The sequence below is a fragment of the Streptosporangium canum genome, from assembly GCF_900113865.1.
Lineage (GTDB): Bacteria > Actinomycetota > Actinomycetes > Streptosporangiales > Streptosporangiaceae > Streptosporangium > Streptosporangium canum.
This window is the reverse complement of record NZ_FOQY01000018.1, coordinates 22,697-36,630: the sequence shown is the minus strand read 5'-3', so window position 1 is coordinate 36,630 and position 13,934 is coordinate 22,697. Positions and strand designations below refer to the sequence as shown.

At 69.7% G+C, this 13,934-nt stretch carries 13 protein-coding genes; 5 read left to right on the top strand and 8 right to left on the bottom strand.

Annotated features, from left to right (window positions below; genetic code table 11):
- Positions 1 to 282 precede the first annotated feature (282 nt).
- Genes BM085_RS24680 through BM085_RS24670 form a run of 3 tightly spaced genes read left to right on the top strand, consistent with a single transcriptional unit; the run spans position 283 to position 3,734 of the window.
- Positions 283 to 1,068: a hypothetical protein gene (locus tag BM085_RS24680; RefSeq protein ID WP_086576564.1), complete on the top strand. Its 786-nt coding sequence runs from the start codon at positions 283 to 285 to the stop codon at positions 1,066 to 1,068.
- A gap of 9 nt (positions 1,069 to 1,077) precedes the next feature.
- The gene (locus BM085_RS24675) at positions 1,078 to 2,970 is read left to right on the top strand and encodes a fumarate reductase/succinate dehydrogenase flavoprotein subunit (RefSeq protein WP_093889302.1); all 1,893 of its coding nucleotides are present in this window, start codon (positions 1,078 to 1,080) and stop codon (positions 2,968 to 2,970) included.
- A 2-nt stretch (positions 2,971 to 2,972) separates the two neighbouring features.
- Entirely contained in the window at positions 2,973 to 3,734 is a 762-nt protein-coding gene (locus tag BM085_RS24670; RefSeq protein WP_093889301.1) for a succinate dehydrogenase/fumarate reductase iron-sulfur subunit, read from the top strand.
- Between the two features lie 181 nt (positions 3,735 to 3,915).
- On the opposite strand, the gene BM085_RS24665 is transcribed toward BM085_RS24670, so the two are convergent.
- From BM085_RS24665 to BM085_RS24655, 3 genes are read right to left on the bottom strand one after another with little or no spacing between them, the layout of a single operon-like run.
- On the bottom strand, positions 3,916 to 5,151 hold the full coding sequence (locus BM085_RS24665) for an RNA polymerase sigma factor (protein ID WP_093889300.1): 1,236 nt from the start codon (positions 5,149 to 5,151) through the stop codon (positions 3,916 to 3,918).
- Positions 5,148 to 5,471, bottom strand: coding sequence for a YciI family protein (locus BM085_RS24660; RefSeq protein ID WP_093889299.1), 324 nt, complete (start codon positions 5,469 to 5,471; stop codon positions 5,148 to 5,150). Before BM085_RS24660 ends, BM085_RS24665 begins: the two co-directional genes overlap by 4 nt.
- Before the next feature lie 53 nt (positions 5,472 to 5,524).
- Positions 5,525 to 6,133 (bottom strand): dihydrofolate reductase family protein, encoded by a 609-nt coding sequence (locus BM085_RS24655; RefSeq protein WP_093889298.1) that lies wholly within the window; start codon positions 6,131 to 6,133, stop codon positions 5,525 to 5,527.
- A gap of 280 nt (positions 6,134 to 6,413) precedes the next feature.
- Between BM085_RS24655 and BM085_RS24650 the strand changes: the two genes are divergently transcribed.
- Together BM085_RS24650 and BM085_RS24645 are read left to right on the top strand one after the other, a co-directional pair.
- The gene (locus BM085_RS24650) at positions 6,414 to 6,836 is read left to right on the top strand and encodes a hypothetical protein (protein WP_093889297.1); all 423 of its coding nucleotides are present in this window, start codon (positions 6,414 to 6,416) and stop codon (positions 6,834 to 6,836) included.
- Entirely contained in the window at positions 6,833 to 7,873 is a 1,041-nt protein-coding gene (locus BM085_RS24645; protein ID WP_093889296.1) for a zinc-dependent alcohol dehydrogenase family protein, read from the top strand. The genes BM085_RS24650 and BM085_RS24645 overlap by 4 nt, the downstream gene beginning before the upstream one ends.
- Positions 7,874 to 8,214: 341 nt before the next feature.
- Here the strand turns inward: BM085_RS24645 and BM085_RS24640 are convergent, their stop codons facing one another.
- The 5 genes from BM085_RS24640 to BM085_RS24620 all read right to left on the bottom strand — a co-directional run bounded on the left by BM085_RS24640 (position 8,215) and on the right by BM085_RS24620 (position 13,934).
- Positions 8,215 to 9,882: a hypothetical protein gene (locus BM085_RS24640; RefSeq protein ID WP_143121057.1), complete on the bottom strand. Its 1,668-nt coding sequence runs from the start codon at positions 9,880 to 9,882 to the stop codon at positions 8,215 to 8,217.
- A gap of 78 nt (positions 9,883 to 9,960) precedes the next feature.
- Positions 9,961 to 11,649, bottom strand: coding sequence for a hypothetical protein (locus BM085_RS24635; protein ID WP_093889294.1), 1,689 nt, complete (start codon positions 11,647 to 11,649; stop codon positions 9,961 to 9,963).
- 77 nt (positions 11,650 to 11,726) lie between these two features.
- Positions 11,727 to 12,119 carry a (deoxy)nucleoside triphosphate pyrophosphohydrolase gene (locus BM085_RS24630; protein ID WP_012894841.1) on the bottom strand — a complete coding sequence of 131 codons (393 nt, stop codon included), beginning with the start codon at positions 12,117 to 12,119 and terminating at the stop codon, positions 11,727 to 11,729.
- Positions 12,120 to 12,133: 14 nt separating this feature from the next.
- Positions 12,134 to 13,222 carry a C40 family peptidase gene (locus tag BM085_RS24625; RefSeq protein ID WP_093889293.1) on the bottom strand — a complete coding sequence of 363 codons (1,089 nt, stop codon included), beginning with the start codon at positions 13,220 to 13,222 and terminating at the stop codon, positions 12,134 to 12,136.
- A gap of 40 nt (positions 13,223 to 13,262) precedes the next feature.
- On the bottom strand, positions 13,263 to 13,934 hold the full coding sequence (locus BM085_RS24620; protein WP_093889292.1) for a hypothetical protein: 672 nt from the start codon (positions 13,932 to 13,934) through the stop codon (positions 13,263 to 13,265).

The window sequence follows — 13,934 nt, the reverse complement described above, 5'->3', positions numbered from 1 at the left end:
CGCCCCAGGCCGGGCTGACCGGGAATCTCCCTGGAGACCCGCTCAGCCCTCAGATCGTGGCAGGTCGATGACCTCTGCCTGACTAACGTGACAGGAATCACAGCCAGTCAGTGAAAATGTGAGTGACCCTTCTCACATAACCCCCGGGCTCCGTCGTAACGTATCCCCCACCAATATGCGCGCGCACGTGTGAGCCGGCGCGACCATGGCCCAGCGCGCGGCACAACTGAAACGACCCGGACCCTTGGCCAGCGGGGTCCGTGGGAGGTGGAGAGGTCACCGATGACCCAGACAACGGCCGACAGCCCGGCCAGAAGACAGCGTGCGCAGATCAAGGAGCGCACCCTGCGTACCGACCAGTGGTGGCGCTATCCACTGATCACCTTCATCATCTTCACAGCGTTCCTCGTCTACGCCACGTGGGCGATCTTCGACACGTCCTACTTCGTGTCCCCGTATCACGCTCCGTTCGCGTCCCCGTGCCTGGCGACCAGCTGCCCGCCGGAGTCGCGCCTGTTCGGCTTCGCGCCTTTCGGCGACTGGTACACCCTGCCGCCGGGCCTGCTCATCCTGGGCCTGCCCGCCGGCTTCCGCTTCACCTGCTACTACTACCGCAAGGCCTACTACCGGGGCTTCTGGCTGTCGCCCCCGGCGTGCGGGGTGAACGAGCCGCACAGCAAGTACACCGGTGAGTCCCGCTTCCCGCTGATCCTGCAGAACGTCCACCGCTACTTCTTCTACGCGGCGATCGTGGTCGGCCTGGTCCTCGCCATCGACGCGGTGAAGGCCCTCATCGGCAACCCGACGGGACTCGGGACCTGGATCCTCATCGTCAACGCCGTACTGATCAACCTGTACACGCTGTCGTGCCACTCCTGCCGTCATATCACGGCCGGGCGACTGAACCACTTCTCCAAGCACCCCGTCCGCTACAAGGCGTGGGGCTTCGTCTCCAAGCTCAACGCCAAGCACCAGGAGCTGGCGCTGATCTCGATGTTCTCGGTGATGGGCGCCGACCTCTACGTCCGGCTGGTCGCCAAGGGCATCATCAACTTCCCGTTCGCATAAGGATCAGCTGTGGAAATCGAGCGTCACGAATACGACGTCGTCGTCATCGGCGCCGGCGGAGCAGGACTGCGGGCGGCCATCGAAGCCCGTCAGCAGGGCAAGCGGACGGCGATCGTCTGCAAGTCGCTGTTCGGCAAGGCACACACGGTCATGGCCGAGGGCGGCGCGGCCGCGGCCATGGGCAACGTCAACAGTGCCGACAACTGGATGGTGCACTTCCGCGACACCATGCGCGGCGGCAAGTTCCTCAACAACTGGCGGATGGCCGAGCTGCACGCCAAGGAGGCCCCGGACCGGGTCTGGGAGCTGGAGGCGTGGGGTGCGCTGTTCGACCGCACCAAGGACGGCAAGATCAGCCAGCGCAACTTCGGCGGGCACGAGTATCCCCGGCTCGCCCACGTCGGCGACCGTACCGGCCTGGAGCTGATCCGCACCCTGCAGCAGCGCGTGGTCGCGCTCCAGCAGGAGGACGAGAAGCTGCACGGCGACGCCGAGGCCTACATCAAGGTCTTCCAGGAGTGTACGGTGACCCGCCTGCTCAAGGACGGGGACGCGATCTCCGGCGCCTTCGGCTACTGGCGGGAGAACGGCAAGCTCATCCTGTTCGACGCCCCCGCGGTCGTGCTGGCCACCGGCGGCATCGGCAAGTCCTACGTGGTGACCTCCAACTCCTGGGAGTACACCGGGGACGGCCACGCGCTGGCGCTGCTGGCCGGGGCGAAGCTGATCAACATGGAGTTCATCCAGTTCCATCCCACCGGGATGGTCTGGCCGCCGTCGGTCCGCGGCATCCTCGTCACCGAGTCCGTCCGCGGTGACGGCGGGGTGCTGAAGAACTCCGACGGCAAGCGCTTCATGTTCGACTACATCCCCGAGGTGTTCAAGGACAAGTACGCCACCACCGAGGAGGAGGGCGACCGCTGGTACACCGACCAGGCCAACAACCGCCGTCCCCCGGAGCTGCTCCCCCGTGACGAGGTGGCGCGGGCCATCAACTCCGAGGTGAAGGCCGGCCGCGGATCCCCGCAGGGCGGCGTCTACCTGGACGTCTCCAGCCGGCTGCCGGCCACCGAGATCGTCAGGCGGCTGCCGTCGATGCACCACCAGTTCAAGGAGCTGGCCGACGTCGACATCACCAAGGAGCCCATGCAGGTCGGCCCGACCTGCCACTACATCATGGGCGGCGTCGAGGTGGACGCCGACACCGGCGCGGCGGACGTCCCCGGCCTGTTCGCGGCCGGCGAGGTCTCCGGCGGCATGCACGGCTCCAACCGGCTGGGCGGCAACTCGCTGTCGGACCTGCTGGTGTTCGGCCGCCGCGCGGGCGCCGGAGCGGCCTCGTACGTGGACGGGCTCGCGGCCCGCCCGAAGATCTCCCCGGATTCGGTGGACGCCGCGAAGGCGGAGGCGCTCGCCCCGCTGGAGCGCGCCGGCGAGAACCCCTACGAGGTCCACCACGAGCTGCAGCGGACGATGAACGAGCTGGTCGGCATCATCCGCAAGGCCGAGGAGGTCACAGAGGCCCTGGAGGCGGTGGGCAAGCTCAAGGAGCGGGCCCGGGGGGTCGGCGCGGTCGGCAGCCGGATCTACAACCCCGGCTGGCACCTCTCCCTCGACCTGCGCAACATGCTCCTGGTCTCCGAGTGCGTGGCCAAGGCGGCCCTGCTCCGCCAGGAGAGCCGCGGCGGTCACACCCGTGACGACTTCCCGGGCATGTCGTCCGAGTGGCGCCGCAAGCTCCTGCGCTGCGGCCTCTCCCCGGACGGCTCAAGCGTGACCGTCGAGGAGAAGGTCCAGCCCTCCATGCGCGAGGACCTGATCAAGCTGTTCGACCGGGACGAGCTGAAGAAGTACATCACCGAGGATGAGCTGGCCGACTTCGACGCGTTGGTCAAGGAGTAGCCATGAGTTACAAGGCGAAGTTCCGCGTGTGGCGGGGCGAGGGCGGCGAGGGCAAGCTTGAGGACTTCACCGTCGAGGTGAACGAGGGCGAGGTCGTCCTCGACATCATCCACAGGCTCCAGGCCACGCAGGCTCCCGACCTCGCGGTCCGCTGGAACTGCAAGGCCGGCAAGTGCGGCTCCTGTTCCATGGAGATCAACGGCAGGCCCAAGCTCGGCTGCATGACCCGGATGTCCACCTTCACGGAGGACGAGACGATCACCGTGACGCCCATGCGGACGTTCCCGGTGATCAAGGACCTGGTCACGGACGTGTCGTTCAACTACCAGAAGGCCCGGGAGATCCCCTCCTTCACCCCGCCGTCGGACGTGAAGCCCGGCGAGTACCGCATGCAGCAGATCGACGTCGAGCGGTCCCAGGAGTTCCGCAAGTGCATCGAGTGCTTCATGTGCAACAACGTCTGCCACGTGATCCGTGACCATGAGGAGAACAAGCCCGGCTTCGCCGGCCCGCGCTTCCTCATGCGGATCGCCGAACTGGACATGCACCCCTACGACGTGGCCGACCGCAAGGACTCCGCCCAGGAGGAGCACGGCCTGGGCTACTGCAACATCACCAAGTGCTGCACCGAGGTCTGCCCCGAACACATCAAGATCACCGACAACGCGTTGATCCCGATGAAGGAACGTGTGGTCGACCGCAAGTACGACCCGCTGGTCTGGCTCGGCAACAAGATCTTCAAGCGCTCCAGCTCGAAGAGCTGACCCCTCCCCGGCAGCGCCGGCCCGCCTCCCGCGGCCGGCGCTGCCGCGTCTCCACGCCCCCTCCGGCCATCGGGCGACAGACGACAGGCGATCCGAGCGGATGAGGACGTGCTGGCCGAGTGGCCGAGGGTGCCCGGGTCGGCCGCCGCTGTGCGCGGGGTTTGATCGGGATCTGCGGGCGCTACCGCAGTTGGTCGCGGCGGCGGGTCAGGTAGGCGGTCTCGGCGGTGTTGCCCGCCAGTTCGATGGCTTTGTCGTAGGCCGCGCGTGACTGCTGGCTGTGGCCCTGCCGGCGCAGCAGGTCGGCGCGGGTGGCGTGGTAGGCGTGATAGCCGGCCAGCTTGTCCTCAAGGCGGTCGACGGCCGCCAATGCCACCCGCGGGCCGTCGAGTTCGGCGACCGCGATGGCCCGGTTGAGGGCGATGATCGGCGAGGGGTCGAGGCGGACGAGCTGGTCGTAGAGGGCGAGGACCTGCGACCAGTCGGTGTCACGGATGTCGCGGGCGGAGGTGTGCACGGCGTTGATCGCGGCGAGGATCTGGTAGCGGCCCGGAGCCGCCCCGGCGGCGGCAGCGGCGAGGCGCTCGCGCACCAGCCGGTGGCCCTCGGCGATCAGGCCTGTGTCCCAGGCCCCACGGTCCTGCTCGTCGAGCGCGACCAGTTCGCCGCCGGCCGAGATCCGGGCGGTGCGGCGGGCCTCGGTGAGGAGCATCAGCGCCAGCAGCCCGGCCACCTCTCCGTCGCCCGGCATGAGGGCACGGATCAGGCGGGTGAGCCGGATCGCCTCGGCGGTCAAGCCGTGACGTAGGGGATCGGTGGCGGGGCCGGTCGCCAGGTAGCCTTCGTTGAACACCAGGTACAGCACGGCGAGTACGCCAGACACGCGTGCCGGCAGATCCTCCACGGCTGGTACCCGATAGGGGATGCGGGCCGCCTTGATCTTGGCTTTCGCGCGGGTGATGCGCCGCTCCATGGCGGTCTCGGCCACCAGGAAGGCGCGGGCGATCTCGGGCACGGTCAGACCGCCGACCATGCGCAGGGTCAACGCCAGGCGCGCTTCCATCGCCAGCGCCGGGTGACAGCAGGTGAAGATCAGCCGGAGCCGGTCGTCGTCGACGGCGCCGACAGGCTCGGGCGGGTCGTTGTCGTACACCATCTGAGCCTCCTTGTGCTTGTCGTCGCGCTTGTTCTCGCGCCGGATCCGGTCGATGGCCTTGCGGTTGGCGGTGGTGGTCAGCCAGGCGCCGGGGTTGGGGGGTACGCCGTCGGCCGGCCACCGCTCGACGGCGGTCGCGAACGCCTCGGCGGCCGCCTCCTCGGCGATGTCGAGGTCACCGAAACGCCTGGTCAGGGCGGCGACCACCCGCGCCCACTCCTCGTGGTGGGCCCGGGTGATCACATCCTCGGCGTCGCTCACCGGAACGGCCGCACCTCGACCTTCCGATCGCAGACCTTCGACGCCTCGGCGGCGAGCTTGAGCGCCACATCCAGATCGGGGGCCTCCCACACCCAGACGCCGGCGAGGTACTCCTTCGACTCCACGAAAGGCCCGTCGCTGAACACCGCCTGCTCGCCCCGGTTGTCGATGACCGTGGCCGCGTCGGTGTCCGCGAGTCCGCCCGAGAAGACCCAGTAGCCCTCGGCGATCAGTCGTTCGTTGAACGCGCTGATGGCAGGCCGCCTGTCCGTGCTGCCGGGATTGCTCTTGTCATCGATCACGGAAACCAGGTACCGCATCTGAAGATCATCTCCTCTGGTGTCAAGACAGCGTAGTTCGCTGGTCAGGGACTTCAAGCCGCTGCATACCGCGGGCGCCCGGCCGGCCGGTAGACCTGGATCGTCACCCCCTTCGAGTCGACCCGCGACTCGACCAGCTCGAGCGCAAGATCCGGACCGGACTCCGGGAACAGTCTCGCGCCCTGGCCGACGATCACCGGGATCACGATCAGAGTCATCTCGTCGACCAGATCGTTCTCCAGCAGCCACCGGATGAGGGCGCCACTGCCGTGCACCTGCAGCTCACCGCCGGGCTTGGCCTTCAGGTCACTGATGGCCGCCGCGAGGTCACCGCGGAGAACGGTCGTGTCCTCCCAGTCCGGCGCGGTGAGCGTGGTCGAGGCAACGTACTTGGGGGCCTCGTTCAAGGCCACGCCGATGGGATGTGCGCGCATCTGGTCGATTGATCCCCAGGAGCCGGCGAACAGCTCGTAGGTGCGCCGGCCGAACAGGAACGCCTCCGCGCGCTGGTAGGTCTGCGCGATGAACGCCCTGGTCTCGTCGTCGCCCTTCCCCAGGGCCCATCCGCCGCGCTCGAATCCGTTCCTGCGGTCATCCGACGCGGCGCCGTTTCCCTGCACCACTCCATCGATGGTGACCTGAGTCATGGTCGTCAGCTTCATGATCGCGGTTCCTTTGCCTTGGCGCCGCCCCCCTCGCGGGCGGCCTCACCCCTGCTACGAACACCACCGCCCCGATCCGACACCGCCTCCCGGATTTCTTTGAAGAATTTTCCGGGACGCCGGTCGTCATCGATCCGACAGCACGACAGTGTCGCGACGTTCGCTGATCACCCCTCTTGGGTAACCCGATCGGCGATTCCCTGCGAGGAATTGCCGCGCGACGGCCGACGCAGCAAGGTCGTTGCCGCACGCCGACCATTCGCAACCAAGGGGATCAACCATGGCTGACATTGACATCCACGACCTCACCGACCGCTACGTCGCCGTATGGAACGAACCCGATGCGGAGCGCCGCCGCGCCGCGATTCGCGAGCTGTGGTCCGCCGATGCGGTCCATGTGCTGCAGCCTCCCAAGGAGATCCTGCAGACCGCTGAAGGGCTGGGCTTCGAGCGTCTCCTTTTGGAGGCGCGCGGGCACCACGCGTTGGAGTTCCGGGTGACTCGCGCCCACGAGGAGTTCGTCGCGCCAGGCACCTTTGTCTTCCGGTCGCGCGGCAACACCGACCGGCTCCACGACGTTGTCAAGTTCAACTGGGAGATGGCACCCCGGGACGGGGGTGAGGTCGCCGGCGTCGGGCTGGAGATCCTCATGCTCGGCCCCGACGGCCGCATCGTCAGCGACTACCAGTTCATCGAGGGATGACCGCGATGACGGCGATACGCCCATCGACGGTGCGCAGCTACCACGTCACCACCGGCGGCGGTATCGATGGCCTGTCGCTGCGCACGCACGAACCACGCACACCCGGGGCGGGGGAGGTCGCGGTCGCGGTCCACGCCACCTCACTCAACTTCCGCGAACTTCTGGTGCTACGGGGGCAGTACGTGCTGCCCGTCAAACCGGACGTCATACCGGTCTCGGACGGTGCCGGCGAGGTCGTCGCCGTTGGGCCGGATGTCCGGCGGGTGCGCCCAGGCGACCGCGTCACCGCCGCACTGTTCCCGCGGTGGCTGGACGGCCCGCTGGAACCGGCATACCTGCCGCAACTGGGTGGCTCGCTCGACGGAATGCTGACCGAGCTGGCCATCCTCCCCGAGGACGCGCTCGTGCACATCCCCGACCACCTCTCCTACACCGAGGCGGCAACTCTTCCCTGCGCCGCCGTCACGGCATGGAACGCCCTGACCGGCGACGGCCGCGGAATCCAGCGCGGACAGACCATGCTGGTCACCGGCTCCGGCGGCGTGTCGCTGTTCACGGTGCAGTTCGCCAAACTCCTGGGCGCGAGAGTAATCGCCACGACAAGCCGCGCGGACAAGGAACAGCGCCTTCGCGATCTGGGAGCCGACGAGGTGATCAACTACCGCGACATCCCGAACTGGCACACCGCTACCCGTGAACTCACCGCCGGGCGAGGGGTCGACCGCGTCGTCGACACCGCCGGAACGCTGGAGCAGTCGCTGAAGTCAGTCGCCGTCGACGGACACATCGCCTTCGTCGGGTCCGTCTCCGGCAACTGGCCACCGGTCGACCCTCGTCTGCTGTTCGGCGTCGCCGCTACGGTCCGCGCATTGGCCGTCGGCAGTCGCGCCCAGTTCATCTCAATGAACAACGTCATCACCGCGCATCGGCTCCGACCAGTCCTCGACCAGGTGTTCCCGTTCGAAGAAGCCGCGGCAGCGTACGGGTACTACGAATCGGCCAGCCCGTTCGGAAAGGTGATCATCAAGATCAGATAGTCGACGGGCATGCGTGGTTGGGGGAATCCCGCGCACGCTCGGCCATCGGCAGACCAGTACGCGTCGTGCGAGCTGGATGATCTATCCCAAGGGGTGCCTGCGGAGACGAGAACGAGGGTGTCGAAGATCGTTTTGTGACCGGCAACCTAGGCATCCTCGCGACCGCACTCTACGCGACGACGGATGACCTGCTGAAGGAGCATTCCGGCCTGTCACCTCGGGCCCCACGCCGAGACCGCCCGGATCAAGAGCGAAGCATGCAGAGCGACTACCTGACGGCTGGGGGACACGCTCGGGAGCGGAAGGCCGTACGGCGGCGGCGCCGGATCCGCTCCCGGCGGTTACTTGGGACGGCGGAAGAGGCCGCGCCTCTTCTTGCCGGTGTCCTGGCCCGGGAGGGGGTAGACCGCCGTGCCGGTGGACTCCGGAGAGGGCGACGGGTCGATGAGGGGGTCCTGGCCGGGGGCGCCGGCGTGCGGCGGCTCCAGCGGGAACGGCGCGCCGGGGAACTCGCCCGGCCCCTGCGGAACGGGACCGCCCTGGAGGTCACGCCCCGGCGGGAACGGCGGGCCGCCCTGGAAGTCATGGCCATGCGAAGGCGGCGAGCCGCCCTGGAGGTCACGCCCCGGCGGGAACGGCGGGCCGCCCTGGAAGTCGGAGCCCTGCGGGGCGGGACCGTACGGGTGCTGTGGTCCGTCCTGGCGTAGGGGCTCGGGGCCGTGCGGGGACGGCGCGTCTTCCGAGCCGAGGGCTCCACCGGGTGACCCGGGGCCCTCGAGGAGGGAGCCTTCCGGCCCGCCGGGCCGCGGGTGGTCACCGAACCGGTCCGGCGTGGGGAAGAACGGCTCCTGGGTGTGGCCGCGGACGTGCGCCGGCTCCTGCGGGAACGGCGCGCCGGGGAACTCGCCGGGCCCCTGGGGGAAGTCGCCCTGCGGGCCGCCGTACGGCTGGGCGTCCCGGTGCTGGAACGCGGCCGGCGCGGCGTCCGGTCCCGTCGGCGTGTAGGGCGCCTGCCCGTACTGCTGCTCCATCCCGTACTGGTGCTCCACGTAACCGGCGGGCGGCTGCTCGTAGCCCGGCTGGGGCAGATAGGCCGTCGGCTGCTCGTACGGCTGGGGATACTGCTCCGGCGCGTAACCCTCCGGGTAGACCGGGGCATACATCTGCATGGGGACGAAGCTGATTATCGGGGCGTAAGCCGCACCACCCTGGTAGGCGCCGTGCGGGAAACCCGGTGCGGGCCCGTAGCCGGGACCGGCGGGGTAGCCCATCGCGCCCATGGCGTCGCCTCGCGGGTGCCCCAGGGCGCGGGGGCCGGCGCGGCGGATGGCCGCGGCGTGGGCCAGGCGGCGCAGCCTGCCTTCGAAGATCAGCACGGCGAACAGGACCAGGAGCACGAGGATCAGCGCCGGGATGGCCAGCTGTCCGCTCAGGGTGGCCCCGTCGAACTCCGAGGCCGCGTTGCGGATCTCGTAGGGCACCGCGGCGGGCGCGGTCTCCTCGAACGTCGGGCTGCCGGTCGGCTCGGCCGGGGCCGTGGGGAGCGTGGTCGAGGTCTGCTCGGTGCCGGGGAAGACGGGCTCCGGCTCCGTCGTCTCCTCGGTCGCCGGCGGCGGGTTGACGACGGGAGGCGGCTCGACGGGGGCGGACGTCGGGACCGGCGGGGCGGTCGTCTCCGGCGGGGCCGTGGTCTTGGGAGGCTTCGGCGTCTTCGTCGCCGGAGGGACCGTGACCGTGGTGGTCACCGTCTGCTGCGGCGCCGGGGTGGTCTCCGTCTCATCGGGGCTGGCGGTGACCGTGACGGTGGTGACCGGCGTGGGCTCCTCACACGGGGCCCCCGGGTCGACGTCACAGCCGGGGATCTCGGAGGGGTTGGCGACGACCAGCCGGACGGCCGCGTCCGCGGGAGCGGAGGCGGTGAGCGGCGCGGCCGCGAGCAGCGCCATCCCGCTCAGTCCCAGGGACATGACAACGGCGGAGACGGCCGCCGTACGCCGTGATCGCGTCACCGGTGCCCTCCGCGGATTTCCCATACAGAACGAGTCAAGGAAAATACTAGTTGGGCAAAAGTAACAGCAAACTGCTTTTTACATCACGGATCGCGATTCACGGCGACGCTGGACCCTCATCTGCAGCCAGAGCAGCCCCAGCAGGACTCCCAGCGCGACTCCCACCACCGGGATTCCCCGCATTCCGGTCAGGATCGGATCTGCCTCGGCGATCGGCCTGACCTGCCGGCTCGACCCGTCGAAGTCCTGGGGCAACGGCGCGCCCAGTGGTTGCGAGTCCGCCATGACCGACGACGACGGCGACACGGCCGGCACGGGCGCGGCCAGCGGCATCCGGAGGTTGGGGTCGTTCCACACCGGCGGGATCTGCCCGGGTGGCTGCGGCATCGGCATCGCCATCTGCGGCACCTCTCCCGTCAGTGGGGGCATCTGCCCGGCCTCGGCCAGCTCCTCCGAGAGCGAGGCCGCCGATCTCGCCCCGGCGTCCACCTGCTCCCGCCCGCTCCGCCGCGCCTGGGTCGCCCCCTTCGGCCGGGCCGGCTCCCCTGCCGTGATCGGCTCCAGCGGCCTTCTGCCGCCCTGCCCCATCCCGGCGGACGCGCCCCCGCCGCCCTGCCCCATCCCGGCGGCCGGATCGGTGCTCGGCCCGGCGCTCGACCCGGCGCTCGGATCGGTACCCGGATCGGCGCTCTCCGGGGCGCCGGAATTCTCCGGCGCCACCTCCTCGGCCCCGGGGTCCTCATACACCGAGGCGCTCCCCTGGGGCGTCTCGGGCTCCTCCAGGATCATCGGAGCCCCCTCCCCCTCACGGCGGTCCCTCGGGTGCGGATCCGGCGGCACGGCTCGCACTCCCGGCTCCCCCACGATCCGCGGCGCCCCGAGCGCCGGCGGGTTCAGCGGCGCGACCGGCACCGGCCGGATCTGAAGGGCGTTCGGCGCTTCCGCGGGACCGTGCGGCGTCGCGGAAGCACACGGCGTCGCGGAAGCATGCGGCGTCGCGGAACCCTGTGGCTCCGCGGAAGCACACGGCGTCGCGGAACCCTGTGGCTCCGCGGAAGCACACGGCGTCGCGGGGCCAGGCGTCGTCGCGGACGGCGCGAGCGGGCTGCCGGTGACCGCCGGGACGGCCTTCCCCGCCTCCGCCGCCGTGTCCTCGGCACGCCCCGGCGTCCCCGCGTCCTCGGCGGGGGACCCCGGGGGCCGGGGAAGCACGCCCGGAGCGGGCCGGGGCAGAACGGGGTCGGCCAGGTCGAGGATCTGGGCCGCCTTCACGATCTCGGCGCTTCTGGAGGCCGGGTTCTCGACGGTGATCCTGGCCGTGTGGGTGACCCATACGCCCTCGCGGTTGCGCATCCGGGCCACCGCGGTCAGCTCGATGTCCTCGGCCTCGTCCGGCATGGTGAGCAGCACGTCCACGGATCTGCGCGCGTTGACCTCTCCCAGGGTGCACAGCTGCGGACCGCCGCGCGGCAGCCGGGGGTCGATCGCCTGCGGGCATTCGATGCCCGCGAGCGCCTCGGCGGGGGTGGTCTCGACCGCCAGCCGCGCGTCGGTGCCGGATCCCTCCAGCCACACCCGGAACCGGATCACGCCACCGGCGCGGACCCATCGCGACCAGGAGTTGAGCTCGTCAGCCTCCGCCGCCTCGGCGGGGAGCGCGGAAGGGTCGTCCGCCCCGGCCGCGTATACCGCCGGCCCTCCCCCCAGAAGGAGCGCTCCCGTCCCCACGGCCGACACGACCCGGGCACGCTGCCACCATCCGGTCACCGCACTTCTCCGATCCCCCGATACGGACGCACGACAACAACACATCCAGTAATTGTTATGTCACAAAGAGTTACCGTTCAACCCTCATCGAGCTGGCCTTGTACGGCACGCACGATCGGCAGGTCGGCGGGCAGCCATCGCACGTCGTACAGCTCGTCCATGGGCAGCCAGCGCAGATCCAGGTGTTCCTTGGCCTCCGGCTCCCCCTCCACGATCTCCGCCAGCCAGACCCGGAGCACGTAACCGTCGGTCAGCGGCCAGTCGCCGCCCACCTGCTCCCCGGCCTCGACCAGGACGCCGAGCTCCTCCTGGCACTCCCGGATCAGCGCGGTGTGATCATCCTCCCCCGGATCGACCTTTCCACCGGGTAACTCCCAGCCACCGGCGAGCTCGGGTGGCTCTGCGCGCTGGGCGGCAAGCAGTCTGCCGCTGCCGTCGACGATCGCGGCTCCCACAACGACCTTGTCCATGGCACCCGATTGTGTCAGCCTTGCTCCCTCAATTTGAGCTGCGCGAGCACATCGGGGTTTCGCAACGGCCGGGTGAACCCCACGATGCCGGTCCGGTCGCGGTAGGTGGTGACCTTGATCGGCCCGCACAGGCGGCACCTCGCCTCGACCATCTTGCCCGGTGAGACCACCATGCCCACGTGCCCTGGAGTGTCGGCCCCGGTGCCCGGCCCCGAGTTGAAGAAGACCAGATCCCCTGCCTGCTCCTCACCCGGCGCAATCTTCACGCCGAAGGGCCACTGGCCGAAGGTCGTGCGCGGGATGGTCAGCCCCACGTTCCGGTAGGCCATGTAGATGATCCCGGAGCAGTCGAAGGCGTCCGGCCCGGTGCCGCCCCACAGGTACGGCTTGCCGCGCTGCGCCAGCGCGTACTCCAGGATCCCGGCCACCGTACCGCTCGGCGCCGCCTCCACCAGAGGCTCGTCGCAGGCCGCCTCCGCCTCCGGAGGGACGCTGACCGCGCCGTCCTCGGCGTACTTCCCGGCGATCTCCATGACCTGGTCCACGTACCACCAGGCCCGGTTGTAGACGAACAGCGACCGCCGCACGTCCTCCGGCGCGCCGTTGCGCTTGAGCATCTTCGCCGCGCCCAGGATCGCGTCCGCCGGGTTGTAGACGTCGGCCCAGCCGTCGCCGTCGCCGTCGGAGGCGTAGCCGTTGAACCGCGACGGGATCTTGATCTTCGCCTTGCCGCCCCAGGTGCTGATCAGGAACTGCATCGGCCCCGCGGCCCCGGCGTAGTTGGTGCCGCTGCGCACCCCGGGGAGCGTGGAGCGCCCGTGGTCGGTCTCCCGCTTGCCCACCCCGGCGAGCACGTTCCACTGCACGCCGATCTTCTCGCCGTGCTCGCGGTACAGCTTCAGATACTCCGCCGGGATGTCCGATCCCGCGGTCTCGGACTGCGCGCTCACGGTCCTGGCCGTGTCCTCGCAGTCGGGCATCCCGCCGCCGGTGAAGGACGGGAACGTGCTCACCATCAGCATCGGCGCCATGACCAGTGCGAGCATGCAGAGCCCCGCGACGCCGAGGATCAGGGCGAGGTGCAGCTTCCTGTTGCCGGTCATCCGATCTCACCCGTCTGCGAGGACTGGCCGTCTCCGCCGGTCATCCGATCTGGCCCGTCTGCGAGGACTGGTCGTCTCCGTCCTGGCCGTCGTCCGCCGGTTGCAGATCGTGGACCCGCCAGTCGGCGCCCACCTCGATGAGCGTGACGGCGTAGTCCTCGGTCCGCTCCTTCGGCCCGCTCTTGGCGGTGACGTTCTGGGTGCCGGTGACCACGAACGTCACCGAGGTGCTCTGGACCTGCCGGATCTCCTTCACCCGCGCCGTGCCGACGGAGACGACCTCGTCGGCGCGGTTGGCCTCGACGCTGCCCGGCGAGGTGACCGTGCGCAGCAGCACGGCGGCGAACTCGGTCGTGGTGTAGCCACTGAGCCGATCCCCGTAGTCCGCCGGGTCCTCGTCGTAGCTGAAGGTTCCGTACTCGGTGGTGAACCGCTGGGCGTAGTCGGCGGCGGCGGCCAGCTCCTGCTTGGTCATCGGCAGGTAGGAGTAGACGTCGAAGGGCGCGTTGCTGGCCGTCGCCGACGGCCGGGGCCGCTCGGCGCCCGGCGGCGCCTGCGACGCGGCCACCGTACGGCTCGCGCCCACCGGGTCGGCCGGTGGCTGCCGCTCGTCGCCGGAGTCCGGCCACATGGTCAGGTAGATCCCGACCGCGGCCAGCATGATGACCAGCACCGCGAAGACGAGCCCTCGGCGGCTGCCCCCTTCGACCAT